The 26,282-nt window shown below is 53.0% G+C and carries 20 protein-coding genes; 7 read left to right on the forward strand and 13 right to left on the reverse strand.

The genetic code is table 11. The features are described 5' to 3' along the window. Positions 1-56: 56 nt before the first annotated feature. Positions 57-401 (reverse strand): hypothetical protein, encoded by a 345-nt coding sequence (locus MKJ04_RS05210; protein WP_241639938.1) that lies wholly within the window; start codon positions 399-401, stop codon positions 57-59. A gap of 358 nt (positions 402-759) precedes the next feature. Here MKJ04_RS05210 and cphA point away from each other — a divergent pair, with 358 nt between their 5' ends. Then, on the forward strand, positions 760-3,396 hold the full coding sequence (gene cphA / locus MKJ04_RS05215) for a cyanophycin synthetase (protein ID WP_241639939.1): 2,637 nt from the start codon (positions 760-762) through the stop codon (positions 3,394-3,396). Positions 3,397-3,509: 113 nt separating this feature from the next. Here the strand turns inward: cphA and MKJ04_RS05220 are convergent, their stop codons facing one another. The 3 genes from MKJ04_RS05220 to MKJ04_RS05230 form a co-directional block, all read right to left on the reverse strand. Next, positions 3,510-4,076 (reverse strand): T9SS type A sorting domain-containing protein, encoded by a 567-nt coding sequence (locus MKJ04_RS05220; RefSeq protein ID WP_241639940.1) that lies wholly within the window; start codon positions 4,074-4,076, stop codon positions 3,510-3,512. A 204-nt stretch (positions 4,077-4,280) separates the two neighbouring features. Then, the gene (locus MKJ04_RS05225) at positions 4,281-4,904 is read right to left on the reverse strand and encodes a hypothetical protein (protein ID WP_317246704.1); all 624 of its coding nucleotides are present in this window, start codon (positions 4,902-4,904) and stop codon (positions 4,281-4,283) included. 218 nt (positions 4,905-5,122) lie between these two features. Beyond that, positions 5,123-6,370 carry an Ig-like domain-containing protein gene (locus MKJ04_RS05230; protein WP_241639942.1) on the reverse strand — a complete coding sequence of 416 codons (1,248 nt, stop codon included), beginning with the start codon at positions 6,368-6,370 and terminating at the stop codon, positions 5,123-5,125. 800 nt (positions 6,371-7,170) lie between these two features. Here MKJ04_RS05230 and MKJ04_RS05235 point away from each other — a divergent pair. Beyond that, positions 7,171-8,628 carry an aldehyde dehydrogenase family protein gene (locus tag MKJ04_RS05235; RefSeq protein ID WP_241639944.1) on the forward strand — a complete coding sequence of 486 codons (1,458 nt, stop codon included), beginning with the start codon at positions 7,171-7,173 and terminating at the stop codon, positions 8,626-8,628. Positions 8,629-8,831: 203 nt separating this feature from the next. Here the strand turns inward: MKJ04_RS05235 and MKJ04_RS05240 are convergent, their stop codons facing one another. The 5 genes from MKJ04_RS05240 to MKJ04_RS05260 form a co-directional block, all read right to left on the reverse strand. Further along, the gene (locus MKJ04_RS05240; RefSeq protein ID WP_241639945.1) at positions 8,832-9,008 is read right to left on the reverse strand and encodes a hypothetical protein; all 177 of its coding nucleotides are present in this window, start codon (positions 9,006-9,008) and stop codon (positions 8,832-8,834) included. A gap of 161 nt (positions 9,009-9,169) precedes the next feature. Further along, positions 9,170-10,942: an arylsulfatase gene (locus tag MKJ04_RS05245; protein ID WP_241639947.1), complete on the reverse strand. Its 1,773-nt coding sequence runs from the start codon at positions 10,940-10,942 to the stop codon at positions 9,170-9,172. A gap of 130 nt (positions 10,943-11,072) precedes the next feature. Beyond that, on the reverse strand, positions 11,073-12,407 hold the full coding sequence (locus MKJ04_RS05250; protein ID WP_241639949.1) for an NAD(P)/FAD-dependent oxidoreductase: 1,335 nt from the start codon (positions 12,405-12,407) through the stop codon (positions 11,073-11,075). Positions 12,408-12,620: 213 nt separating this feature from the next. Further along, positions 12,621-12,956 (reverse strand): hypothetical protein, encoded by a 336-nt coding sequence (locus MKJ04_RS05255; protein ID WP_241639950.1) that lies wholly within the window; start codon positions 12,954-12,956, stop codon positions 12,621-12,623. Positions 12,957-13,054: 98 nt separating this feature from the next. Next, positions 13,055-13,342 carry a hypothetical protein gene (locus tag MKJ04_RS05260; RefSeq protein WP_241639951.1) on the reverse strand — a complete coding sequence of 96 codons (288 nt, stop codon included), beginning with the start codon at positions 13,340-13,342 and terminating at the stop codon, positions 13,055-13,057. Between the two features lie 217 nt (positions 13,343-13,559). Between MKJ04_RS05260 and MKJ04_RS05265 the strand changes: the two genes are divergently transcribed. Beyond that, positions 13,560-15,056, forward strand: coding sequence for a hypothetical protein (locus tag MKJ04_RS05265; RefSeq protein WP_241639952.1), 1,497 nt, complete (start codon positions 13,560-13,562; stop codon positions 15,054-15,056). A gap of 294 nt (positions 15,057-15,350) precedes the next feature. On the opposite strand, the gene MKJ04_RS05270 is transcribed toward MKJ04_RS05265, so the two are convergent. Continuing rightward, positions 15,351-16,262 (reverse strand): Gfo/Idh/MocA family protein, encoded by a 912-nt coding sequence (locus MKJ04_RS05270; RefSeq protein WP_241639953.1) that lies wholly within the window; start codon positions 16,260-16,262, stop codon positions 15,351-15,353. Between the two features lie 637 nt (positions 16,263-16,899). Here MKJ04_RS05270 and MKJ04_RS05275 point away from each other — a divergent pair. The 4 genes from MKJ04_RS05275 (at position 16,900) to MKJ04_RS05290 (ending at position 19,684) form a co-directional block, all read left to right on the forward strand. Then, positions 16,900-17,385: a DinB family protein gene (locus MKJ04_RS05275; RefSeq protein ID WP_241639954.1), complete on the forward strand. Its 486-nt coding sequence runs from the start codon at positions 16,900-16,902 to the stop codon at positions 17,383-17,385. Between the two features lie 29 nt (positions 17,386-17,414). After that, positions 17,415-17,765, forward strand: a complete 351-nt coding sequence (locus MKJ04_RS05280) for a YciI family protein (protein ID WP_241639955.1) — start codon at positions 17,415-17,417, stop codon at positions 17,763-17,765. A 15-nt stretch (positions 17,766-17,780) separates the two neighbouring features. Beyond that, positions 17,781-18,206, forward strand: coding sequence for an SRPBCC family protein (locus MKJ04_RS05285; protein ID WP_317246706.1), 426 nt, complete (start codon positions 17,781-17,783; stop codon positions 18,204-18,206). Between the two features lie 197 nt (positions 18,207-18,403). Continuing rightward, entirely contained in the window at positions 18,404-19,684 is a 1,281-nt protein-coding gene (locus tag MKJ04_RS05290) for an RNA polymerase sigma factor (protein ID WP_241639956.1), read from the forward strand. Positions 19,685-20,175: 491 nt separating this feature from the next. Here the strand turns inward: MKJ04_RS05290 and MKJ04_RS05295 are convergent, their stop codons facing one another. The 3 genes from MKJ04_RS05295 to MKJ04_RS05305 all read right to left on the reverse strand — a co-directional run bounded on the left by MKJ04_RS05295 (position 20,176) and on the right by MKJ04_RS05305 (position 26,273). Beyond that, positions 20,176-21,285, reverse strand: coding sequence for a SusE domain-containing protein (locus MKJ04_RS05295; protein ID WP_241639957.1), 1,110 nt, complete (start codon positions 21,283-21,285; stop codon positions 20,176-20,178). 65 nt (positions 21,286-21,350) lie between these two features. Beyond that, positions 21,351-22,943: a RagB/SusD family nutrient uptake outer membrane protein gene (locus MKJ04_RS05300; protein WP_241639959.1), complete on the reverse strand. Its 1,593-nt coding sequence runs from the start codon at positions 22,941-22,943 to the stop codon at positions 21,351-21,353. 12 nt (positions 22,944-22,955) lie between these two features. Further along, positions 22,956-26,273: a SusC/RagA family TonB-linked outer membrane protein gene (locus tag MKJ04_RS05305; RefSeq protein ID WP_241639961.1), complete on the reverse strand. Its 3,318-nt coding sequence runs from the start codon at positions 26,271-26,273 to the stop codon at positions 22,956-22,958. Positions 26,274-26,282: the final 9 nt, after the last annotated feature.

A 26,282-nucleotide genomic window follows, 5' to 3' on the forward strand; every position in this document is an offset into this window, starting at 1 on the left:
AAACATCAGCCCCTGGTTTAAGCACTGGGGGCTGATGTTTTTTTGTGGCTGACTGTTCAGTATCCCTGAATTTCGATCGGTAGTGCGTCTTCCACGGTAATCGTGACGGCCACGTCAAGCGGCGAGTCCCAATCGACATGCAGATAAAACGCCACACTGCCGGGGCTGCCTCTGAATTCATTCTTTCGGGGCGAGATATTGGATACCCACACAGAGGCAGCCCCGAGGTGATAGAAGAAGTTCTGGCCGGGAGGGGTTGGGCGTCGCTGGGTAGTGCCAAAGCCCACCTCGGCTGCGGTTATATGGATAACTGACCGTGCTGTGATACGGTCGTCCCATTCGAAAAAACAAGCCACCCGGCCTTTCACGCGACGGATAACCCAACGTATTGAAGTTCCCATGAGCACACCTGCTTACATAAAACGATATCTCCTTCTATAGCAGACGTTTATCGCCATAATAAGTTAAGAATCAGTTGAATAAGTCAAGCCTGCCCCGCTGGAGTTTTTCACAAGGTATAACGCGAAGGAGGCCTGTCTCCTCCCCTTTCAAATCCTGTCCAGAATTGCCCATGGGCACAGGTCCAGCTCAAGCATGCCGCACTTATCCTGTCGAAGGTGCAATTTGCCTCCTCACCACTGCCAAAGCACTGCTTCCCCACGTATAGCTACAGTAAAGACAAATTACCTGCTTTAAGGTGTTCTATGGCATTCACTTCCTGATTCCTCATAGCCACTAGAAAGTTTATACCTGTTACATATGAAAATTGAAGCGCTGGGCATTATGCGGGGACCAAATTACTGGTCTATTAAACATCCCAAAATCATCGTTCTGAAACTAAACATGGAGGAGCTGCAAGAGCTGCAGACAGACGCATTGCCGCAACTGCCGCAGAAACTGCAGAAAATATTCCCGGGCATGGTGCGGCACCGGTCTTCCGAACGCACCGAGGGGGGCTTTTTGCGCCTGGTGCGGGTCGGCACCACATTCAGCAAGGTAGTGCAACACATTGCGCTGGAATTGCAGACCATGGCAGGTATGAACTGTGGCTATGGCCGATGCTACGCCGCCAAAGAGCCCGGCATGGATTACGTGGTTTTCTCTTACCAGCAGGAACGAGCCGGGGAATATGCCGCTGAGGCGGCTGTGCGCATCACGGAGGCGCTGGCAAAGGGAGAGCGGGTCAGTGTGATTCAGGAGGTGGCCAGGCTGCACCAGATTCGGGAGGACGAGTACTTTGGCCCGAGCACCGAGGCCATTGTGCAGGAAGCCGTGTCGCGCAACATCCCCTATCTCCAGAACAAGACCAGTGGCCATATACAGTTGGGCTATGGGATGCACCAGAAGCGCATTCAGGCTGCCATTACCAGCAACACGTCTTACTTTGCCGTGGAATATGCCGGCGACAAGAACGCCACCAAGCTGATGCTGGAGGAGGCAGGCATCCCGGTGCCCCGCGGCCTGACGGTTACCAACGCTGCCGAACTCGAGGAAGCCGCGCAAGAGCTGGGATACCCTCTGGTGACCAAACCCCTGGACGGCAACCAGGGCAAGGGCGCCACCATCAACATCCTGCAGTGGAAAGAGGCGCTAAATGGGCTTGCGGAGGCACAGCGTTTCTCTACTGAAGTGATCGTGGAGCAGTTCATCAGCGGCCACGACTACCGCCTGCTCGTGATAAACGGCAAGTTCGTGGCCGCCGCCAAGCGCACCCCCGCCCTGGTGGTGGGCAATGGGCACTCCACGATCCGGCAGCTGGTGAACGCGGTGAACAAGGACCCGCGTCGGGGGGTGGGCCACGAAAAGGAACTCACGCACATTAAGGTGGACAAGTTGACCCGAGGAATTTTGCGGGAACAGGGCCTCACGCTGCGGTCGGTGCTGCCGGAGGGGGAGATTTTATACCTGAAAAACACCGCCAACCTGAGCACGGGCGGCACCGCCGCCGACGTCACAGATCTCGTGCACCCTTACAACGTGTTGATGGCGGAGCGGATTGCCGGCACGGTTGGGCTTGACATCTGCGGCATCGATGTGATGACCACCGACATCGCCATACCCCTCCCGGAAACAATGGGTGCCGTGATTGAGGTCAACGCCGCTCCTGGGCTGCGCATGCACATCTCCCCCACAGAGGGCCTGCGCCGTAACGTGGCCGAGCCGATCATTGACATGCTCTTCCCCTACCGGAGTCCGTCCCGTATCCCGATCATCGCCGTGACTGGCACCAACGGGAAAACCACCACCACCCGCCTGATCGCGCACATACTGAAGTTTAAGGGCCACAAGGTTGGCTTCACCACCACCGACGGCATATATATACAGGACAGGAAGATCATCAAAGGCGACACAACGGGCTCGATCAGCAGTGAGTTTGTGCTCCGGGACTCCACCGTGAATTATGCCGTGCTGGAGTGCGCCCGTGGCGGGCTGCTGCGCTCCGGGCTAGCGTTTACGCAGTGCGACATTGGCATCGTCACGAACATTGCGGCCGACCACCTCGGGCTCCGCGACATCCACACGGTTGAGGAGATGGCAGATGTGAAAGCCGTGGTTCCCAAGACGGTTTGCCGGGACGGGTACGCTATCCTGAACGCCGACGACGACCTGGTGTATGCCATGGCCGCAGGGCTGCGTTGCAAGGTAGCGCTCTTCAGCCTGGAGGAAAGTAACCCCCGCATTCAGGACCATATAGCCAAGGGAGGGCTGGCCGCCGTGCTGGAAGACGGTTTTATATCGATCTTCAAAAACAGCTACAAAATTCGGGTAGACAGGGCGGCCGACGTGCCGCTTACCTTTGGCGGGAGAGCCGCGTTTAACGTGGAGAATGTATTGGCGGCCACGCTGGCCGGGTATGTCTCCCACCTCGAGGTAAGCGAGATTAAAACCGCGCTACGCACTTTTATCCCGTCTTCCGAAACCACGCCCGGGCGCATGAACCTCTTCCAGCTGCCGAAGTATGAGGTGCTGATCGACTATGCCCACAATGCGGCCGGTATGCAGGCCATCAGCGAGTTTATCGACAAAGTGAAGGCCTATCCCAAAATCGGGATTCTGGCAGGCATCGGCGACAGGCGCGACGTGGACACGCGCGATATGGGCCGGATTGCCGCCAGCGTATTCGACGAGATCATCATCCGGCAGGACACCGACCTGCGCGGCAAGTCGGGCACCGAGATCAACGCGCTTCTGAAAGAGGGTATTCTGGAAGCGAAGCCTGACATCAGACTCAAAGAGATCAACCACGAACTGCGCGCCCTGGCCTATGCTCTGGAGTATGCCCCCGAAGGGGCTTTCATCGCGCTTTTCGCCGAGAACATACCCGAGGCGGTGAAACTGGTAGAGAGTTTCCGCATTATCCAACACCGCGAACAGGCCGCAACACAACTTAAATAACACAGTAACTAAACCGGGGATGCGTTCCTGCTGCTATAAGTCAAATGCAGTAGGAATGCATCCCCGGTTTTATAGGCACTGCGGACTGTTTATCCGGACCTGACAGCACCTTTTTATTGCACCAAAAATTTCCTGTACCGCACCACGCCTGTCTGGGTTTGCAGTTTAATGAAGTATAGTCCCTGGTTCAGGTGTCTGTTCAAAGTAACTTCCGTTTTTATACCCCCTTGCGCATCGGAATGGGCCAAGTTCGCCTGCACGAGGCGTCCGGCGGCATCCAGCACTGCTACCGAGACAGGCGCGTTCATACCTACCCTTTGCGCCGTAATATGTATGCTGCTGCCCCTGTTCGGGTTCGGGTATACCTCCAGGTTATCGCCAAACGTGCTTTCATCGGGTAGCGCCAGCGCGGGTGAGCTGCTTTGGGCAGTCATGGTCGCCGGCGTGTTGGCCTTCAGCAAGGTCAGGTAAGGCTTGCCCTTTCCGTTGCCATCATAGTACTCCGTGATGTACAGGTTGCCTGTCCGCTCGTCTTCCACAATATCCAGCGGATTAGCGAAGGGCTTCCGGAGTCCGGGTATCTGGCTTCCGGTCACGGCACTGACAATGTCCTTGCTGGTACCGCCCGGTTGGAGCAGGATGATGTCGTCGCCTCCGCTGAAACGGCACACCAGCAGCATTCCCTTGAGCTTGCCATCAAATGCATTGCTCTTGTATTCCAGAATGCCATTTGGCGAGATGTTCAGCCCGAAATCATACGCCCATCCCCTGAAATTAGGTTCTTTGGGCGTCCCGACCGGGTACCCATATTTCTGCCCGTTGGCGGTCCATACTACTTCGCCAGGGTCAACGCCCGAGGTGGGGTTGCCCCCGGCGAGGATGTACTAGTTGCGCAACGGGTTCGGGTGCCCGTAATACCCCCCTTTTTTCACCCGGAACAGGTAATCATTCTGGGTGTCCCGCACATCGAACATCGCGCTGACAGTGGGGCCGGTATACGCCTGCCCATTCGACCAAGCAGTTCCTGTTTTTAACTCCGGGGTGTTTCCGCCGGCCGCAGACCCGTTGGTGGGCACATACAACTCACCGTTAGAATGCCATACCAGGTCATAAGCGTTGCGGAGGCCTTTGGCATATATGGTAAGCGGTGCGCCTGTTGCGAAGGGATTGTACGTGCCACCGCCGTCGCTGGTCTTTACGTCAATAGGCAGGGGCAACTGCTTTGCAAGGGCGATGTCCAGGCGCAGCACTGCAGCCGTCAGGAGGCGCTCCGGCCTGTTTCCCCACGCGGCGTCGGGGGCTCCCATCGCAGAGTTGCTGCCCTGGGTAAAGTACAGGGCATTGTCCGGGCCAAAATCGATGGGGTTCGTGGAGTGGTCTTTATAAGAGCGAGGCAGATTAATCACGTAATCCTGCAGTTGTGGGCTGGCTGGGTTGTTCAGGTTCATCCGGGTAATTTTCCCGGTCCAGTCTGGCACGGCGCTGAATGCAGGCGATGAATGGCTCATCCAGGCAATGAGGTTTGAGGCCGTGGCTGTCGGGTCGAAATGAAAGCCGATTAGCAGCCGGGAGGAAGTGCCAAAGGGGGAAATGGTGACGCGGTTCCGGATCGTGCCATCCGCATTAATGTCCCAGCGCTCTATTTTCCCGCCAGAAGTAACGGCGTATAACCGGCGGTCGGGGCCTATGGCCAGCGTGGTGAACCCGTAGCTGCCAAAGCTGTTGTCTACCAGCGTCTGTATGGTAAAGGATACCCTTCCAGGTCAGGAGGTGTGCCCTCTGACGAACTGGTGGTTGTGAAGCGTGAGGCGAAGGGGATCATGGCATAGCCATTCAAATCTTTAACCTGATCCGTGATCTGGAACTCATACGTCGTGCTGACGGCGAGCGTGGCGGAGAGCGTAATCGCGTCTCCGGCGGCGGTCGTGTTCACGGCAGTGCCCGACACCTGGCTCAGGCCCGTGCTGGTAACCCGAAAAAGTTTTACCGTGCTGGTATTCACGGTGGCACCGTCTATAGACTTGCCACTGGGGAAGGCCAGGTCAACCGCCACCGACTGATCGAGCGGCACATTTGTGGCCCCGTCCGCTGGGCGCACCGCTGTCACGTACGGCCGTGGGGAAGATGCAACCTCCTTCACAGATAATTCATCGAAGGTATACGTCACAGCCTGAGTGGCATTGCGGTGCGTGGCATACAAACAGGCATATGCAGTGCTGGCTGTCAGCCCCATTCCGGTAATATTTAACCCCTTGGTAGTGTATGCGGCCCCTACGTTTACATACGTGGTGCCGTCAACTGAATAGAACCCTTCTGCTGTGTTGGTCGCCAGGTCTATTTCCAGCCGTAGTCTGACATTCTGGTTGTCAAGGCCGGAGATGGTGGAGGTGATGCGTTGGTCTGCCGTGCCCGAAACATCATTGGTTTCCTTTCTTAACTCCACTTTATTACCCGTAACGACTAATTTCAGGAAGGTCTTGTCGTTTAGCCCAAACCAAATCCCTCCCTGCTGGCCAGCGCTTCCGTTGTAAGGTTTCAGGATTAAAAGGCCTAGCTGGAGTTTCTTGCGCGAATCCACCTGCACGCCCAGGGTATTCAGCTGGTTGTTGTTGGTAATGTAGGCAATTCCCTTGTTCGAGGTCACTTTCAGCGTGCCGGAACTCACGGACAGCCTGCCAGACTCGTAGGCCTTGATTTTCTTGTTACTGGGCTTTCCATCCGCAGACAGCCTGCTTCCAGAGTAAGGTACCACCATCCGAAAGCCGGTACCTATACCGTTCTTATCGACCATAGTGCCAGAGACGTTGCCGCTAAACGTCAGGTTTACCGGCAATGCGGCCTGCAACTGGTTACAAGGGAGTGTGCTGTAAGGCGCGCAGCTTTGGGCTACTGCCGGAGGCGCTGCAAACAGGATAAAGCCGATAAAAAATAAAGCCCACTCGCAAAAATGGGTAATTGTAGATTTGCTTTTCATGTTAGTCTTTGGTTAAAACAAGGAGATGTTGATCTGTAGCAAGAAAAATCCGGCATAATAAGCCGTGGATGGGAAGACTGTATCTGCGAAAACATGTTAGAAAAAGAGAGTTTAACACGTTACCCCTATATGGGCAGCAGACCTAAAGATGTCAGAAAACCAGGCAATTCATACCGGTCATTTCGGAGGAGCAGAAAATAAGGCAGCAGGTAAAACACTGCTTTCAACGCTATAGCACTCATTGAAACTGATACTGGATACAGCCGCTCACATTCGTTATTTTTGTTTTTAGAGGTATGAGTAAAGTACTAAAATACAAATCCCTCCCTGGTATGAAGCACACTGGCTTTATATAACTTAAAGACAATCTTAAAAATATTCTGGTTGAAAAATTTACACCCTACCCATATTGTTTATAAACATATTATACAACACTCTTTATCAATACGATAAAGCATGAAGAACAATCAATTCATTACAATTAAAAATTATTTAGATGCTTTTTAGGCTTTGAAATATTTCAAATAAGACAGACATCCTGATTAAGTTTGCCTCTTCATTCAAACTTTTCATGACGCTTGCTATATATAAATAATCATAATAAAAGGTTTTTGCGAATCTGTAAATAGCGTACTTCGAGCCATTTTTAAAAAATATGCTTTTGCGGCAACCGAGAATGTACGGCTTCATACCTCATTGTAACAAAAGCACGCGGGGGTGCCCTTAAACGACACTAAACAATTATGCGGGTTGAACTGTAAACGTATGTATACACACACAATTTAATACCTCACCTTTCTATGGAAGCATATACCAACCTCAACAAACAATATATCGCCGGCGAGTGGACAGACGGCACAGAAGGCCATACCCTCGAAAACCTCAACCCCTTCGACGACACAGTGCTCAACACCTTTCAGGGGGCAGGCACCGACGATGTGGACAAAGCCTTTAACGCCGCCAAAGATGCCGCGAAAGCCTGGCGCGACACACCCCCTACCGAACGGCAGCAGATTATGCTGAAAGCCGCCAGCCTTTTGCAGGACCGGAAAGACGAAGTAATGGAGTGGCTGATGAAAGAGGTCGGAAGCACCTCGCTGAAAGCCGAGATAGAGCACACACAAACCTGCAACATGCTGCTGGAGGCCGCTTCGTTCCCGATGCGGATGCAGGGGTATACCATTCCTTCCTTCACGCCGGGCAAGCAGAGCCTGGTATACCGGAAAGCGTTAGGCGTGGTGGCCATGATCAGCCCCTGGAACTTCCCGCTATACCTCTCGATGCGCACCGTGGCGCCTGCCCTGGCGGTTGGCAACGGCGTAGTGATGAAGCCCGCCTCCCAGTCGCCGGTTACCGGCGGCACGTTTATCGCCAGGCTGTTTGAGGAGGCCGGTGTGCCGCGGGGCGTGCTCAATGTGGTGGTGGGCAAGTCCAGCATCATCGGCGACTATGTGGTGGCGCACCCTGTCTCCAACCTGATTTCGTTTACCGGCTCTACCCCGGTAGGCAAAGGCATCGGGAAGCTGGGCGGGGAAGGCCTGAAAAAGCTGGCGCTCGAATTGGGCGGAAACAACCCTTTGGTGGTGCTGGAGGATGCCGATGTGGCCCATGCCGTGGATGCCGCCATTTTTGGCCGCTTCATGCACCAGGGCCAGATCTGCATGTCCACGAATCGGATTCTTATACACGAAAAGCTGCACGATGCGTTTCTGGAGCAGTTTGTGGCTAGAGCGAAGGCCCTGCCCTACGGAGACCCTGCCAAAGCAGAAACCGTTGTAGGTCCGCTGATCGACAACAAGGCGGTAAAGCGCGTGTTGGACCTGATTGACCGGGCCGTGAAAGCAGGCGCGAAAATAGAAACTGGCGGCGAGGCAACCGGCAACGTGGTGCACCCCACCGTGCTGTCGGGCGTGACGAAAGACAACCCGCTTTTTCAGGAAGAAGTGTTCGGGCCGGTTGTCGGGTTAACCACCTTTAAAAGCGATCAGGAGGCTATTGACCTGGCCAATGCCACGGAGTATGGCCTGAGCTCGGCGCTCCATACCAAAGACCTGCAGAAAGGCCTCAGGCTGGCCAGGCAAATTGAGGCGGGCATGGTACACATCAACGACCAGTCGGTGAACGACGAGATGAACACGCCTTTCGGGGGCGAGAAGAACTCCGGTATCGGGCGCTTCGGGGGCCAGTGGATTCTGGAGGAGCTCACCACACTGCAGTGGGTCAGCTACCAGGACGAGTTCCGGGAGTATCCTTTCTAAATCCTTGGTAAACAGAGAAGCCGCTTTTAAAAGCGGCTTCTCTGTTTACCAAGGATGCCTTCCCAACGACTCTTCACATGACATGGGCAAATGTATTTCGGCAGCCAGCATCAAGTTTTGGAAGACCGTAACATCAAAACAAGTGCTACAAACCATAATTGGGCCGTTAAAGAGCACTTTATATTGAACCCAGCGCCATGCAGTTAAGCTGACTTATCGTACAGATACTTTGCGAGGCTCGGCACAAAGACAATTGCAAACAAACCCATACCTAACTGCAGAAGTCCATCAGCCCCCTGAAGGTGCAACAGTTTGAACAGGATACTCAATGTAGTAAGCGACACCGACACTGCACCAGAAATAAACGCTATTTTTTTCATGTTGATTATCAGTTGCTGTTTGGTTCTAATGCAAGCTAACGAAAACCCGATCAGTTGACTCCAAACTGGAGTTGATGTTCTATCTGTCATGTATGGGTTTGCGTCACAAGGCTCGACTTCCGGCCGATATTCTCCTGCCGGTATGGGTATGCTTTCTGGCCTTATTGATTCTCTACGAACTTTAGACGCAGTCCTTTTACTTCGGCCACGTTTTCATTTTTTACGCGAAGGGCTTTTAGCTTTACTACGTGTTTGCCCGCTGGGATTTGAAACGTACCGATGCGCAGAGCTTTCCATTCCTGCATTTCATACGCTTCCTTTCGGGGCACTCTGTCCGGACTTGGCAGTTGTTCCGAGGAAAAGGGCTCCCGGATGGAGACAGCTTTGCTTTGCTTCCCGATGCTGCACACAATCCGGGAACCCACGTTTTCGTCGGCGCACAAGTACTCCATTTCAACGAGATATTTCCCCGGCTTTTGGCAATCAATCTCCCAGTACAGGCTATCCTCGGTGCCAGGCCATTTCTCTACCCAGTCATGTGCCCAGCCATGGCCCTCCTTAAACCTGATTCCTGCAGAAAGTGTGGCCTCATAAACGGGCAACGTTACTCCCATGGCCGAAAGCACAAGGGGCCTGTCAAGTTTTAGAGAGGAGGTAGCGCCGTTAAACCACTGCTGATACGCTTTTGTATACTGGTTGGCAAGCGCCGTTTTTTGCCGCGAGAGATCATTTTTTTCCTCGGGATCCTGCAAGAGATCATATAACTGGGGACTGCCGCTTTCATAGGCAAAACGATACTGACTGTCGCGGAAACCTCCGGAGTTGATCGTAACCGGCACCTCCATGAAGTTGACGTGCGTAAATATTTTCCTGTTAGCGGCTGGGGGCTCGCTGCCCCGCAAAATCATCGGGGCGAAGCTCATTCCGTCAAGTGGCTTGCCTGGCACGGCCTCCAATTGGCACATCTCAAAAAGGGTGGGATAAAGATCGACATGGGCCATCGGCGTTTCCATGATTTTGCCAGCCGGGATATGGTTTTTCCAACTGATAAAGAACGGGACACGCACACCACCCTCGTGCACACTGCCTTTGATGCCTCGCATCGCACCATTGTACCGAACGCCGTTTGGCCCGTTGTCAGACAGGAAAATGACGATGGTGTTTTCTTCGAGATGCTTATCTTTCAGGTAACGCAACACCCTGCCCACATTATCATCCACATTTTCCACCATGCCATAGATGCTTGCCAGTTCATCGCTCAGGCCCTTGGCTTTATACTTCTCGAAGTAGGTATCGGGCACCTGGTGAGGGGTATGCGGCGCGTTGTAGGGGATGTAGCAGAAGAAAGGTTCCTGTCCGCTGGAAGCCATGAACTGCAGGGCGGCATCTGTCAGCACATCCGTGATATAGCCTTTGGTCTTTACTGTTTTGCCGTTGTGGTCCAGGTCGGTGTTGAAATAGTTTGACCAGTGCCCTGCGCTGAAACCCAGGAATTCGTCGAACCCCTGATCATTGGGACGGTTGGGATAGTGCTGGCCGTTGTGCCACTTGCCAAAAATACCGGTTTTATACCCATTGGCCTTAAACAGCTCGGCAAGCGTGGTTTCATCCGTGTCCATTACCTCCAGCCCTTTCGAGACAGATACGACCCCGGTCTGCAGACTATACCTACCTGTTAGGATGCTTGCCCTCGACGGAGCGCACAGGGGGCTTACATAAAAGTTCTCAAAGCGTTCTCCGCTTCTGGCCAGCTGATCCAGTTGAGGGGTTTCTACCCAAGGGTTGCCATGCAAGCTTAAGTCCCCCCATCCCTGGTCATCGGTCAGGATAAGCACCACGTTCGGTTTTTTCTGCGCGATGGCTGACGTGGCAAAAAGCAGAAAGAGAAGGGCAATGGTATACCGTACGCGTCCTCTGTGTTCCTGATGTTTCATATAGCCTTGCTTCATTCGGGTGTATGGAAATGCCCTGCGCGTGGTTTCGCGGCGGCGCACAAACGCAATGACCGAATATACTATAATGAATTGAAAAAAGCAGCCTACAAATTAGTACACCACCACAACGCTATACCACTGCCTTCTCCGAAATCGTATCCTCAACCGGGGTATTCTCCTGCTTCTGGCCCACGATAAACCTGTTGCCGGTATCGTAAGTAAAGTAGCTCCAGAGCCAGTTCATCGTCACGACCAGCTTGTTGCGGAACCCTATCACCGACACCAGGTGGATAAACATCCAGATTAGCCAGGCCATAAACCCCTGCGTTTTGATCTCCTTTTTTCCGAGCTTCAGGTCGGCCACCGCGCGGTTGCGGCCCACTGTGGCCATCGAGCCCTTGTCGTTATAGGTAAAAGGCTCCAGGGGCGTGCCCGCCAGCAGGTGTCCGATGTTCCTGCCCAGCAGGCGGCCCTGCTGTATCGCTGCCTGCGCCAGCATGGGGTGCCCCTGCGGGTTCTCCTCCGTCACCATGGCTGCGAGGTCGCCGATGGCGAACACGTTTTCATACCCAGACACGCGGTTGTATCGGTCTACCAGCAGGCGACTCCCGGGCAAAATGCTCTCTGGCCGGATGCCCCGCACGGGAGCCCCGGCTACGCCCGCCGCCCAGATCAGGGTGCGTGTCACGAGGGTCTCGCCTGTGTCTAACGACACGGTATAGCCGTCGTAGGATTTCACGCGGCGATTCAGCCATACCTTCACGCCAAAATCCTCCAGAAAACGCAAGGCTTCCCGCGAGGCCTCTCCCGACATCCCCTTCAGCAGATGGGGGCCGCTTTGGATCAGGTGAATGTCCATGTCCCGGAAGTTGAGCTCTTTGTAGTCGTTCGGGAAGACGTGCTTCCGCAGCTCGCTCAGCGCCCCCGCCAGTTCCACTCCCGTCGGCCCGCCGCCCACGATCACGTAATCCATCAGGCTGTTTTTCTGCTCCTCATCGGCTACCTGCAATGCCTTCTCAAAGTTTTGCAGCATGGTGTTCCGCAAGATCAGGGCATCGTCCAGGCTCTTCATCGAGATGGCCTTCTCCTCCATCACCTTGTCGCCGAAAAAGTTTGACGTCGCGCCGGTGGCCAGCACCAGGTAATCATACTCGATCAGGCCAATCGTTGTCTCCACCATGCGGTTGCCTGTGTCGATGGATTCTACCTCGGCCAGCCTGAAATAGAAATTCTCCTGGCCTTTGTATATTTTCCGGAAAGGGTGTATGATGGAGTCGGCCTCGACGCCCGCGGTAGCCACCTGGTAGAGCAGCGGCTGAAAGGTATGGTAGTTCTCTCGGTCTACGAGCACCACTTGCACTTCGGTGTGGCGCAGGGCTTTCGCCAGCTCGATGCCGCCAAACCCGCCCCCGATAATGAGCACACGCGGCTTGCCGGTATGGGCTATTCTGGTTTCTTGTGTCATGTAATCTACTCGTAAATCAGGGGAGGTTAACATTGGGTATGAGGGTATGCGCAAACCGGTAACAGCCAGGAGCAGTTATACCCCGGTGCGCCCAGTATACTACGGAAGGCGCAGGCGCGTGTTCTGTCTGTCAGCAGCGATGACCGCAAAGTAGATGCGTCTAAGATACGAGGTTAGCCGCGGGGCCATATCACGCATCAGCCTGTGCGGGCGCTATTCCCGCGTGTCGAGGTTCTTGCCCAAGTCCCGTACCTGACTCATGAAAGTTTCGATTTTATCGTCGGCATACGTGCCGTAGGCGTCTGAGAGAGTGCCCTTTGCGCCAGTGGCGGTCTCCAGCACATAGAGGATTGCCATGTCGTCGGGGTTGCTTTCGCCCTCGAAGCGGTAGAAGTTCACGATCTGCACTTGGCCCGGCTCGAATTCCTGCGTCCCGTCCGTCGTGCTCAGGCGCCCGTTTTCGGTCACTCTAAAGTCCTGAACGTAGCCTCGCTCCCGCACCTGGGCGAGCACCGTGATTAAAGGGGTTAAATCGTTTGTGTCCTGCATTGCGCTATCGGTATGAAGTGGTATAAACTACTCCCTATACGCAAAAGCAGGACAAGGATACGCACCGCACAGCAGCAAATGGCACCAGAATCTGCGCCTTATGGCCGCTCTAGCTGCCCGACGATGCGCTCGCAGAGCTCATGGGTCAACAGCGCGTCAGTAGCCGAAACTTGAGGGGTTTGCCCTGTCTTCACAGTCTGGATGAAATCCTCTACGATCTGCTCGAAGCCGCGTTTGTGCAGCATGGGCTCCCAATCGCTGCTGCCGGGCCGCGTCTCATCTCCCCCCTTCCGGATCACCAGGTCAGAAACCTGCAAGGCCATGCGTTTCTCGCCCGCGCTCATCACCTCCACCCGTTCCTCCGACGCGCCGCTGTCGCGGTTCATGATGCCGATGTAATGTTGGCACTACTTCTAAAAAGCTGATAAGTTCAGATAGGATGTTACTTTTTAAGTGATTTTCTAGGGTGTAATTCAGGTCTTTCACCATGATTTAATGTTTTTAGCGAGTAAAGGTAAGTTACCTATAGAAGTATATATTCCTTTTTTAGTAATTAATATCTAATCAAATTGATGGATCTTATTACATACTTAACTCAATATTATGAAGAAAATTTATTACATGTTAATCGGCTTCCTACTGTTAGGTGGAGCATCAGCTTGTCAAGAAGAAGAGGTAATGGCACCGGGTTCTGCAGCTCCCTTGGCTACGTCAAGGACTTTATATGCCATTCCCTCATACTCCTTAGACTGGGAAAATATTGATTATATGCCATGGCCTAACAATGATGCTCCTAGAGTACCATGGGAGGTCACCACCAGTTACATTCCGTTTGATATACGCTTTGATTATAAAAAAGAAGACGGATGGGAATTACTTTACAGTACATTCAGCTCTAATAGAATCGAGAACGATCTATACTTTATACTATACAATAAGTATAGAGGAGTGATGCGCCTTTATTACTTATCAGATCCTGGTTTGCAAGAGAGTAGCTATATGGTGAGTACATTGAGAAAAGAAGGGCCTGCAGCAGGAAATTCTCCTTTACTCAACTTCTCTGACCAAGAAGTTGTAGACTTCAATGTTAAATCACCTTTTGCATCTAGAACAGAAGAAGCACAATTTAGCGGCAGAGCGTGGTATGCTTTTGAATATGAAGTGCCTTATGACCCAAGCATTGCATCTGGTAACTACAGTAATTTTTCAATGAATTGGCGCATAAATTCAGTTAACATTTCAAAATTAGAAATTAATGGTCGTGGAGCTCTTGAAGGTAAGGTGCCTTCAGTGTCATCGCCAGGTATTAACTTGAGTTTAAGCTCCAATTTCACAAATAAATCTAATAGCGGTGTACAGATTACAGGTCCTACAGTAGTTGAAAATGGTGGATCGGGAGGAGGCTCAGGATCATGGTTTACTGACGCAATCAAAGCGGGATTGTCTAAAGCCCTAACAAATGGTGTATCAGGAATTGCAACAAATATTCTGAGTGGTATCTTCACGAAGAAGAAGGATAATACGGCAAATATAGCAACTATGAAACTTAAAGCCACTATGACTTACACAGGGACAGTGCAGTCAAGTTCGGGTTTAGATAATTTTGCATTGCCACTCCCTGGGTATGGCGATTCGAGGTATCAGAACACTTATAATAAAATTCCTGGTATATTTTACATATCAGGAAGACCTACTGTACAGCAAAAGATTTTACATTATGCTAAAAAGACCGAGTGGGGCGGTGGTTATGATTTAAATGGAAGTTATTATACGAATACATATAGTAATCCTTCTAATTTTCAACTCATTTACAATCCTGAAATTCTTAAAATTGCCTCCATACAAAATGTTAGATATGAAATGATTTTGCTAAATTCTGGAGAGATAACCTCTGGGCAGATAGAAACGATCGGAGACAAAATGTACGCTGTTGGATTGATAGCAGGATATAAATCAGATCAGGAACCTTCTACAGAGGGATTTGTTGGCCTGCGAGTGTCTTTTAAAGTAGTGCCTAATGACGGCTCTCCAGCTGTTTTATTAGTTAAGACATTTAAATGTAATATCAATACTACGACAGAAATTATACCATATCAATAAAATCGGTATAGAACACGTGATCTTTTGAACAACAGCCGCTCAACTCCAGTGCGGCTGTTGTGGTTATTGCATATACGGTTGTATATCATAACAGAGTGCCCTTCCACATTTACTTAATACTCGAGAGTGCAGCCACCTCCTTATGTACCTAGTAAAGTACCCTAGCCAAGCGCGTTAAATCGTTTGTGTCCTGCATTGCGCTATCGGTATGAAGTGGTATAAACTACTCCCTATACGCAAAAGCAGGACAAGGATACGCACCGCACAGCGGCAAATGGCACCAGTATCTGCGCCTTATGGCCGCTCTAGCTGCCCGACGATGCGCTCGCAGAGCTCATGGGTCAACAGCGCGTCAGCAGCCGAAACGTGAGGGGTTTGCCCTGTCTTCACAGCCTGGATGAAATCCTCTACGATCTGCTCGAAGCCGCGTTTGTGCAGCATCGGCTCCCAATCGCTGGTGCCGGGCCGCGTCTCATCTCCCCCCTTCCGGATCACCAGGTCAGAAACCTGCAAGGCCATGCGTTTCTCGCCTGCGCTCATCACCTCCACCCGTTCCTCCGACGCGCCGCTGTCACGGTTCATAATGCCGATGGCGGTGGCCCCATTGCTGGCTGTCATTTGCACCGTGACGTGATAAAGCAGCCCATCCTCTACTTTCCCGCGCACGAGAAGCTCCGCTACGGGGTATGGGAAAAGGTAGCGCAGCGTGTCCGCCACATGGATAAAATCGTCGAAGACAAAGGTGCGGATCGGGGCGGGTTGCGCCACTCTGTTTTTCTGCATCAGCACCATATTGGGCGCTTCCAGGCTCCTGAGTTGCTGGTACGCAGGGGCATACCGCCGGTTAAATCCCGCCATCAGCACCAGGCCCTGCGTTTCGGCAAGGGTAACCAGCTGCTTCGTGGAGGCGAGGTCGTAGGTGATAGGCTTGTCGACGTACACGTGTATGCCGCGGCGCAGCAGTTGCTCCACCAGTTCGGCGTGCGCCTCGGTGGCCCCATGCACAAAGGCCCCCTTTATACCGCTTTCCAGCAGCGACGCCAGGCTTGGATGCAGGTGCAGGAACCGGTACTGAGCCCCAATGCGGGAGAGCTTTTCCGGGTTTCGGGTATGGAGGTGCACTTCCACATCCGCGCGACTGCTCACCACGGGCAGGTATGCTTTGCCGGCAATGTCGCCAAGGCCAATGATTCCTATTTTCAGCATGTTTCTATGTTTGGGCTTTCGTGCAATCCCCTGCTATACCCGCGTCTGCGCGCTTGGGTTGGGTTACAGCGAATGTAACAAGGCTGTAGCTGAATAGCCATACCTGCCCTGATTATTTCAGTGGGTGGTCCGTCCAAATCCTGCACGGAAGGTGCGATGAAGCTGGCCCATACCCAGCCGTGCTCCTCAAGGCAACTTAGGAAGAGACAGCGCAATCAGGCGTATACCAAATAGCGATGTTGCAGGGGGGCTGGTATAAAACCGCTTATTTTTTCATCAACCAGGACTTTCGCATCTAATCGAAACACGGAGCGAACGCAATCTGCAGCCTGCCGTTGTTGTGTGTGCTCACCAACAACTTGTTTGTCAAAAGACGCAACAAGGGCAGCTTTGCGAAAGCCTTGTCAATATTATTTATACCTGCTGTTACGGAATGCCCTCATTTGTCTTTCTTTGAAGGGGGCTTTTTAAACCGTGCTGCTCTATTGCGTAACATCGGCTATACATGCACTTATGTTAGATCGATCTATTACAAAAAGAATTTTCGAAAAAAGTGCGGGGCTTCGGTCCAAATTTGCTGATGCTGTCCGTCATTAGGGTATAAAACAGTTATCTTAATTTATCTAACGACATCAAAATGGCCAATGCTATCCATCAATCCGAACTGATCCTGAACATGAACAGCCGCTTGTTTCTCAACTCCCTGGAGGGTGTTACAGAAGAGCAGGCAACCGAACGCATCAGCGACCACAACAACCCCCTGATATGGTTGGCGACGCATACCGTTTGGGCGCGCTACAACATGAGTATGCTGTTGGGCAAACCGGCTGAACACAACCCTTATGATGGCAAGTTCGATAACTTCAGGCCATACGATGCCGCAGAGGATTACCCCAGCCTTGCGGAGGTAAATGCTGAGTGGCAGAAAGCAACCGCTCTGCTGGCCGAGGCCCTGCAAAGCGCAAGCGAAGCGCACCTTGCCGCCGATTGCCCGATAAAGAGCCCGATCGGCGACTTTACCAACGCCGGCACGTTCGCCTTCCTGGTACAGCACGAAAGCTATGACATCGGCCAGATGGCTTTCCTGAAGAAGTACCTCACCAAAGAGGCCATGAAATACTAACCTTACTCGAACCATTTAAAGCAAAAACCATGAAAGAGTATCTTTTATTATTCAGAGGAGGCGATAGCGGCGAGATGCAGCAATCGCCGGAGCAACAGCAGCAGCACATGCAAAAGTGGATGGCCTGGATGGGCGCCCTAACCGAAGAGGGAAAGTTTGGCGGTGCGCAGCCGCTAAAACCTGACGGCAGAGTGATTACCGGCAGCCAGAAAGTAGTGACCGACGGCCCGTTTATGGAAGGCAAGGAGATGGTGGGCGGTTACCTGCTGTGCAAAGCCGACACGTATGACGAGGCGGTTGCGATTGCCAAAGGATGTCCCATACTGGAGTTCGACAACGGAATGGTGGAAGTAAGGGAAGTGCATGAGTTAAAAATGTAAGCAGCCTTGGTTGATGTGACTACCTGCGCCGAGATACGCTGCCCTTTAGGCAAGGTGTCTCGGTTTGCAGCAAACCCGGACAATGCTCCCCTTTGGTATGATAATATCAAATCTGTGGAGTGGAAGACAGCGAAAGAACTAACCGTGGGGGCCCAGGTGGCCTTCGTGGCCCATTTCCTGGGCAAGCGCCTGGCCTATACCTACACCATTCGCACCCTGACGGATACCAGCATGGTGATGGCAACCAGCGAGGGGCCGTTTCCGATGGAGACAACCTATACCTGGGAAAGCCTGGATGCGCACACCACCCGAATGACCCTGCGAAACAGGGGCGTGCCCTCCGGCTTCTCGAAAATCTTTGCCCCGCTGATGGGCTTCATGATGAAGCAGGCCAATAAAAAGGACCTGAAGAAACTGAAGCAGATCCTGGAGCAGGCATAGGAAACTGCCTGTTTCTAGACCAATTTGATTACCAGAATTTACGTTTGTTTTTATAGGAATAGAAACGGTTATTGGACTCATTTCTAATTTTTAATTTGGCGAAGCATGGGCTACATGCAAAACGAAGCCCTTGCGTATAAATCATACAGAAAGCAGGGTGCTTTTCGCTTATTTTGCTTTACACAACCGTATCGCGCTTGACCACTGACCAGCTGCATATCCATACCATCTCTGACCACCTTTTTCGGCACGAGGCCGGTAAGATGGTGGCCGTCCTGACAAAAGTCTTCGGCACAGAGAACCTGGAACTCTCCGAGGATGTGGTGCAGGAGGTATTTCTTACCGCCGTACAGGTATGGGCCCTGAAGGGTTTGCCGGAGAATCCCTCGGCCTGGCTGATGCACGCCGCGAAGAACAAGGCAATCGATGCCATCCGGCGCAACAAGTTCTCGTCGCGCATGGATTTCTCAGCGACCGACAGGAAGCTGCTGCAATCTGAATACACCATGGCTACCCAGATAGAAAAGCTATGGCAGGAAGACGAGATCCGGGATGACTTGCTGCGGATGATGTTTGCCTGCTGCCATCCGGAGGTCGCCGTTGAGAGCCAGATCACGCTGATCATGAAAACGCTTTGCGGCTTCTCTACCCACGAGATAGCCAAGGCATTCCTGACCAGCCACGACACCATTTCGAAGCGCCTCTACCGCACCAAGGCGTTTTACCGGGAGCGAAAAATCAAGCCCGAATTTCCGGCAGCCGACCAGCTGAAAGGAAGAACAGACGCCGTGCTGAAGGCGATCTACCTGTTGTTCAACGAAGGGTATAACTCCACCGTTTCCGACCAACTGATCCGAAAGGACCTGCTGGGGCAGGCCATGTACCTGTGCAAACTGCTCTGCGACACGCCCCATACCCAGCTGCCGGAGGTATATGCCGCCATGGCCCTGATGTGTCTGCACGCTGCCAGGATCAACAGCCGTGTCAGCCCCGAGGGCGAGCTCATCTTACTGGCGCATCAGGACAGGGCTACCTGGGATCGCGAACTAATCAGAGAGGGGAACGCATACCTCAACAAAGCCGCTTTCGGCGAGAGCATCAGCTCCTATCACATTGAAGCGGCCATCGCCTACGAGCACTGCACAACGATTGACTTTAACGACACGAACTGGCAGCGCATCCTGGCTTACTACGATTTGCTAGTGCAGGTAACCCCGACCGCCATGGTGGCCCTGAACCGTTTAGCCGTTATTTTCAAACTTAAAGGCCCAGGGGCGACTTTTGAGGAAATAGCACAGTCGGGCTTCACGAAAGAATGGGAAAAACTATACCTCTACCATAGTCTGTTGGGAGAACTATACCTGGCTACTGACACAGCACAGGCGGTGACGCATCTGCAAAAAGCCATATCCCTGACTAACTCCGAAGCGGAGAAAAATCTGCTCCGGAAGAAGGTAGCGCATGCACAGCAAGTCTAAATTCCAGCGAAGTTCGGAATAGAAACCTCATACCCGCAGAGTGGGATTCGGCTTGTATAAAAGCGCTTGTATTGAAGTAGGTCGAAATACCCCACCATTTCCGTATACAAACACTAGCGCAAGCGTCCGCTTGTGCTGCTATGTTGGGCGGTGTCTGTCAGGTTGGATTTGCATTGTGATACCGTTCTCAAATAGATTCTGCGCATGTGAAAGTGTTTGTGCAAAACAACCCACCCCTACCCCTCCCAAGAGGGGAATTGCACTAATGAATGGCAAGGCTGTATGCGTTCATCATTTGATATTGGTATGAGATAGGCACAAGCGGACGCTTGCGCCAGTAAGAGCCATAGCGAGCACTTTTCCATTGAAAGTTTAAGCATAAAAAAAAAGCTACCCCGGAAACCAGCGTTTCCAGGGTAGCTTTTTGTGTTTTAAATAAAATGTAGGTTACCAACCATTGCCGCTCAAATACGGCGGGAGGTATGGGCAGCTTACTTTTTGATCAGGACGTAGTTGCCTGTCAGGTCGTTGAAGATGATGCGGTAGGTGCCGGCGGCAACTTTAATGTTATCGCTGTTCTGGCTGCCTTTGCCGTAGATAGCTGCTTGGTCTGCTCCTGCTCCCCAGTTTACGCTCCAGTCTTCCGCAATACGGAACTTCATCTCCGTTGCTTCCGTGAAGGTGTGCTCCAGGCTCCAGTAATGCGGGTTAAAAGTAGAGTTTTCCATCGGGATGATGCTACTCCAATCCGTGAACGGACCGATAAGGCCGATAGAGCTATACGCTGTTGCCCCGGCAGCATTGTATGGTGTCAGGGTAAAGGTATTGTTGCGGAGGTTTAGCGCAGCCGTATAATACCCGTCAGCCGCCACACTAAACGTGCCCGGGTCTGGGTCTTGCTCGGTTTCGCGGAAAGCAACGCCTGTTGCCGTTCCATCGCTTCCCCACTGTGGGGCCCATAAGCCGTCTTTCTGCACAAACTTCAGCGCGCCCGCTTTCAGGTAACCCGTATAGGTAAACAGGAACGGATTTGCCTCGCTGCGGAACATGGGCGTACCGCCCGGGTTGTTCCATCCATTTTTCGTGGCGTCGCCTACCATATACACTGTCGCAAACTTAGGCTTGTCCAGCCAAGGCGTCAGCGACATGGTGATGGTGTTGGAGTATACCGGCGTTTGGTTATCGCCAAGGTGCGGGAACAAGCGCACCAGCACCGTGCTGGCCTTGCCTGGCTCTAACTCCATGCGGTTGAGAAGTGCGTTCAGCTCACCGTGGGTGAAGGCTTTCTCTTGGCTGCTGCCAATCTCAAATTCCTCTGGGCTCGCAAAGTTATCCCCCTCTGTATCGAACTGCAGGATGTAATTCACAGCACCGCTGTGGCTCACCGACGGGTCAGACCAGGTCAGGTCCATCGGATTCCAGGAGATAGTGAGGGCGGTTTCCTCCGCCTGCGCTTCCACCAACACAACCTCTGAAGCCGAGGCCGTGATGGTTGGGGCACCCCCCACGGTAACGTTAACCTGCTCCTCATCCTTTTCGCAAGACACCAGGACCAGCGACATCAGGCAGAGCAGCGATAATTTATTTAACCAGATTTTCATATAGATACATTAAAAAAGTGAAGGAACGGCGGCACCCGATCAGGCACCGCCGCATATCCTGTCTATTAATACCCTGTGTTCTGAACCAGATTCGGATTCGCGATCAGGTCAGCGCTCGGGATCGGGTACAGCGTTCGGTAAGCATCTACTGCTTTGCCTGCACGCACCCCGCCTTTCCAAGGCCATACATACTCGCTTCCGGTAAACAGACCGTAACGAATCAGGTCTGTTCTGCGCTGTGCCTCCCAGCTGAGTTCACGGGCGCGCTCATCCAGGATGAAGCGCAACGTGAGGTCGCCGTCTGAGATATTGCCAGCCGTGCCATTGTAGGCCCGCACGCGCAACGCGTTAACCAGGGAAAGCGCTGTTGCCCGGTCGCCACCTGTTCCGCCACGGAGCACCGCCTCGGCATACATCAGGTATACATCCGCCAACCGGAACATCGGGTAGTCCGTGTCAACGAACACTTTGCCCGGATGCGCGCCTGCCTGACCGGTAGAGGTCACGTTCTTGTATTTAATCAGCGGATAGCCGCTTGAGAACTGGCTTATCTCCTCGATTTCCTTTGATTGGCCATCGGTATGGAACCTGCCGCGCTCGTCAACAGCCCCGTCAGTGCCCGGATACAGATTAACGATGGCCGACGTGGTGCGCAACCCGGACCAGCCGCCGTCGATACCGAACGCGGGCGCGCTCATAGAACCACCCACAGAAGCGTGCACCAGGTAGGTTGTGCCGCCATAGGTCTGTGTTCTGAGACCGTCGAAGGTGATCGGGAAAATAATGCCTTTCGCCTTGTTGTTGTCAGCCAGGAACAGGTTGCCGAAATCGGGCTCGAGGGTATACCCGGCATCTATCACCTTCTTGGCAAAGGTAACGGCCTCGGTATACTTGGGCTGCCCGGCGTATACATCTGCGTTCAGATACAGTTTGGTCAGGAGCGTCCAGGCGGCTGCCTTGTCGGCACGCGCATACTCGTTTTGCATTGGGTCCTGCAGGTCGTCTTGCACGTCCAGCAACTCCGACTCTATGTAACTAAACAGCTCAGCTCTGGAGATTTGCTCCGGGAAGAAAGAACCCACTTTGTCATTTTCCGTCACGAACGGCACGTTCCCAAACAGGTCGAGGGCATGGTAGTAACTGAGTGCCCGCAAATAGCGCGCCTCGGCATGAAACAGCCGGGCCATCTCGGCGTTTGCACCCGTGATGCCGCGCTCCGACAGTTTAGCATCTGTGGTCTCGCGGATAAACTCATTCGACAGCGTCACCTGATAGTAGATACGGGCAAACATGGCTGTGATGAACTGGTTGTTCGGTGTCCAGTCCATGTCGTGCAGGTCCGGCAAACCGGCATCACCCCACCCGATCACCGCCTCGTCCGTCGGAAGTTCCTGCAGCTGCCAGTACTGGCGCAGGTATGAGGAGAAGCCCTCATCACCGCCTGTGATATCCGGGTCGCCGGCAGGGCCTACCTGACCCGTAAGGGCATAGCCGGCATACACCTTGGCCAGCACCGCTTTGTAGTTGCTGAAGTCTTTGTACACCGACGCTGAGGTAACCTCATACGGTGGGGTCTGGTCCAGATCTCCGGTACAAGAAACAGCCGACAGGCCAAGAATGCCCGACAGTATGATGCTTGCTATATAATTCTTTTTCATTTTCATCTATTATTAAAAGTCAAGGTTTACACCCAACGACATAATTCTTGGTCTTGGATAAAAGTTATTGTCGATACCGCCGGTTACCTCAGGGTCCAGGCCATCGTACTTCGTGATCACGAAAACATTCTGTCCGCTGGCCGTCAGGCGCAGGTTCACTTTTTCGTTCATGATGCGGCCAAAGTTATACCCCAGGTTGATGTTGTCCATGCGCAGGAAAGAAGCGTTCTCCACAAAGTAGTCTGAGTACTGACGGTTCGGGTCGTTAAGGCCCACAAAGCCAAACTCCGAAACAACACTCGGGATCGTGAGCAGGTAACCTTCCCAGTCGAGGTTGTTGTAGAAGGCGTTCGCTTTGATGTTGTTGTAGGCATAGCTACCCAACGCACCGCGCAACACAAAGCCCAGGCTCCACTTGTCGTAAGAGAACTGCGAGCTCAGGCCAAGGAACACTTTCGGCTCCGGGTTTTTGTAGCGATACAAGTCCTGGTCCGTGATTTCGCCGTCGCCATTCAGATCGGCATACAAGCCCTCAATCGGTCGGCCGTTGTCATCATACACCTGCTTGTACAGATAGTATGCGTAGGTTGGGAAACCAACCGTGTGCACCTGGATCGTGTTACCCACGCCACCGCCAATGCCGCCTACCGGTATACCCACGGCATCCTTGTCCTCGATCTTACTCAGGCTAGTGATCTCATTGATGTTGTAAGTAGCGTTCAAGCCGATATCCCAGTTAAACTTCTCCGTGTTCACGGCATTGAAGTTCAGAACAGCCTCCAGACCGCTGTTCTCGATGCTTCCCACGTTGGTATAGAGTCTGTTGGTGAGATTAGAGCCAGCTGGCACCGGTATGATGGCGAGCAGGTCCTCAGTCTTCTTGAAGTAATAGTCCAGGCTACCGGAGATACGGTTGTTCAGCACACCGAAGTCGATACCGGCATTGTAGGTCGTCGTTTCTTCCCACTTGATGTTCTCGTCATATCCCTGCGGGCGAAGCGTGGTGTAGAACTTGTCTCCGAACTGGTAGCTGGCTTCCTGGTTGCTGGGCACATAGCGCGCCAAGTATGGGTAGTATCCCCCAATGTCCTGCTGGCCCGTGATACCATACCCTACGCGTAGCTTTAAGTCAGACACTGCGGGAATGCTTTGCATGAAAGGCTCCTCCACGATTCTCCAGGCCAGGGCCAGGGCCGGAAACGTGCCCCAGCGGTTGTCCGGGCTGAAGCGCGATGAACCGTCTCTTCTTACAGTGGCCGTGAACAGGTAGCGGTCGTTGAAGGCATAGTTCACTCTTCCAAAGAAAGAGACCAGCACATTGTTCGTCTCACCAGGTATAGGCGCACGCGTAACGGTGTCGCCAGCTACGTTAAACGTGGCAAAGGCCGGCGATTTAGCGTTGAATTTCTGGTATGAGTAACCCGCTGTCACGTCTACCCGGCTTTTGATGGCCTCATACTCTTTGGCATAGTTCAGGTAAAAGTCCAGCAGGTTGTTCGTCTTTGTCTGCGCATACTGCGAGACGCTTCCGCCCTGGGTATAGACAGATGCCAGCGTGGCAGGCAAAAACACCGAGCCCTCGCTATCCGACACATCATAGCCAAGGTTCAGATTCGCCTTCAGCTCCGGCATGAAATGGAACTTGTAGTCGAGCTGCAGGTTACCGATGCTTCTTTTCACATCGCTCTTGTCGTCTGTCTGCTCTAACGTACTGAGCGGGTTGCGCGGCGCCTGGGTATTGATTTCGCCGCCTGCTTTTACCCATTCAAAATAACCGCCGAACAGGTTGTCCTCATAAGGGCTTTGGGTTGGGTCGAAAGCCACGGCTGCGCCGATAACGCCTTCATTGGCGAACTGGCTTCTGGAGCTGATGCCTTTCACGTTGAGGTTCACCTTCAGGTGATCCTGGAAAAACGTTGGGTTCAGGTTCACGCTGGCAGAGGCACGCTTCAACTCAGAGGTAAGCAGGATACCATCCTGATCCAGATAACCCACGGAAACGCGGTATGGGATATTTTTAAGCGACCCACTCACACTCAGGTTGTGGTCATGGCTGATGGCGTCCCGGAAAATCAGTTCCTGCCAGTTAGTATTGGCATCGCCGAGCAACGGAATTGTCTCATCGTTGCCATACTGGCGAACTGCAGAACGGAACTCATCCCCGCGCAGCACATCTACCTGGTTGCGCAACTGAGAGATAGAAGCCAGTGAGCTCAGGCTCACTTTCATCTTGTCTCCTGCCTTGCCTTTCTTCGTGGTGATGATAATTACACCGTTAGACGCCCTGGAACCATAGATGGCCGTGGCAGAGGCATCTTTCAGGATGTTGAAAGACTCAATGTCGTTCGGGTTGATGAGCGACAGCGGGTTGGGGGAACCAGCAACAGAGCTGTTGTCAATCGGAACGCCGTCAATCACGATCAGCGGGTCGTTGCTGGCGTTCAGCGAGGAGCCGCCACGGATACGGATCCTGCTGCCAGAGCCCGGCGCGCCGCCGTTCGAGGAAATCTGCACACCGGCTACTTTACCGGTGATGAGCTGCTCCGGGTTAGTGATGTTACCCTGCTGGAAATCGTCCTGCGTTACAGAGGTAACAGAACCGGTCAGGTCGCTTTTCTTTTGGGTACCATAGCCCACCACAACCACTTCCTGCAGCGCTTTCGCGTCCTCACCGAGTGTTACGTTCAGCGTTCGCTGGTTTCCAACGGCTACTTCCTTGTTAGAATAGCCGATGTAAGAAAACACGAGCACCGCGCCCGTCTCCGGAACCGCGAGTGTAAAGTTGCCGCTAACGTCCGTAGCTGTGCCGCGTGTTGTGCCGCGCAGTACCACCGTCACGCCCGGCAAGGCCACACCAGAATTGTCGGTTACTTTACCGGTCACGGTCACATCTGCCTGCGCCTTCGCGCCTGTGCCCATACGGGCTGGGGCGGGGGCGTTGGCAGGCTTTGCCGCAGGCTGTGCGTTCTCTTTGTAGATGATGTACACCTGGTTCACCTTCTTGTAGTTCAGGCCGGCTGGCACGAGCATACGCGTCAGCAGAGCCTCTGCGCTGGTCTCGCCCTCCAGCGACACAGGTACCCGTAACTGCAGGTTTTGCGCCACATCGGCCTTGTACGAGAACTGAATGCCAAACTTGTTGCGCAAGTCTGTGAGCGCTGCCTTCAACGATTTGTTGGTGTACCCCTGTTCCCTCTTGCTGACATTCGCAGCTAGTTCCAGCTGGATGTCAGTAGCATACACATGCGTGGCAATGCCTGGAAGGCTAAAGCCGCACAACGCAGCAGAAAGGCCGATGGCCCGTAACCTACTGGTATATTTATTTTGCATAAGAAAAAT

It is taken from the genome of Pontibacter sp. E15-1, assembly GCF_022601975.1.
Taxonomy (GTDB): Bacteria; Bacteroidota; Bacteroidia; order Cytophagales; family Hymenobacteraceae; genus Pontibacter.

Bases quoted from the DNA above. Each gene is read 5' to 3' on its own strand.
- MKJ04_RS05225 (WP_317246704.1), bottom strand. From the start codon at position 4,904: ATGAGCCATTCATCGCCTGCATTCAGCGCCGTGCCAGACTGGACCGGG.
- MKJ04_RS05250 (WP_241639949.1), bottom strand. From the start codon at position 12,407: ATGACACAAGAAACCAGAATAGCCCATACCGGCAAGCCGCGTGTGCTC.
- MKJ04_RS05210 (WP_241639938.1), bottom strand. From the start codon at position 401: ATGGGAACTTCAATACGTTGGGTTATCCGTCGCGTGAAAGGCCGGGTG.
- MKJ04_RS05300 (WP_241639959.1), bottom strand. From the start codon at position 22,943: ATGAAAAAGAATTATATAGCAAGCATCATACTGTCGGGCATTCTTGGC.
- MKJ04_RS05255 (WP_241639950.1), bottom strand. From the start codon at position 12,956: ATGCAGGACACAAACGATTTAACCCCTTTAATCACGGTGCTCGCCCAG.
- MKJ04_RS05235 (WP_241639944.1), top strand. From the start codon at position 7,171: ATGGAAGCATATACCAACCTCAACAAACAATATATCGCCGGCGAGTGG.
- MKJ04_RS05260 (WP_241639951.1), bottom strand. From the start codon at position 13,342: ATGAACCGCGACAGCGGCGCGTCGGAGGAACGGGTGGAGGTGATGAGC.
- MKJ04_RS05245 (WP_241639947.1), bottom strand. From the start codon at position 10,942: ATGAAACATCAGGAACACAGAGGACGCGTACGGTATACCATTGCCCTT.
- MKJ04_RS05295 (WP_241639957.1), bottom strand. From the start codon at position 21,285: ATGAAAATCTGGTTAAATAAATTATCGCTGCTCTGCCTGATGTCGCTG.
- MKJ04_RS05220 (WP_241639940.1), bottom strand. From the start codon at position 4,076: ATGCTGCTGGTGTGCCGTTTCAGCGGAGGCGACGACATCATCCTGCTC.
- MKJ04_RS05240 (WP_241639945.1), bottom strand. From the start codon at position 9,008: ATGAAAAAAATAGCGTTTATTTCTGGTGCAGTGTCGGTGTCGCTTACT.
- MKJ04_RS05275 (WP_241639954.1), top strand. From the start codon at position 16,900: ATGGCCAATGCTATCCATCAATCCGAACTGATCCTGAACATGAACAGC.
- MKJ04_RS05280 (WP_241639955.1), top strand. From the start codon at position 17,415: ATGAAAGAGTATCTTTTATTATTCAGAGGAGGCGATAGCGGCGAGATG.
- MKJ04_RS05265 (WP_241639952.1), top strand. From the start codon at position 13,560: ATGAAGAAAATTTATTACATGTTAATCGGCTTCCTACTGTTAGGTGGA.
- MKJ04_RS05230 (WP_241639942.1), bottom strand. From the start codon at position 6,370: ATGAAAAGCAAATCTACAATTACCCATTTTTGCGAGTGGGCTTTATTT.
- MKJ04_RS05305 (WP_241639961.1), bottom strand. From the start codon at position 26,273: ATGCAAAATAAATATACCAGTAGGTTACGGGCCATCGGCCTTTCTGCT.
- cphA (WP_241639939.1), top strand. From the start codon at position 760: ATGAAAATTGAAGCGCTGGGCATTATGCGGGGACCAAATTACTGGTCT.
- MKJ04_RS05270 (WP_241639953.1), bottom strand. From the start codon at position 16,262: ATGCTGAAAATAGGAATCATTGGCCTTGGCGACATTGCCGGCAAAGCA.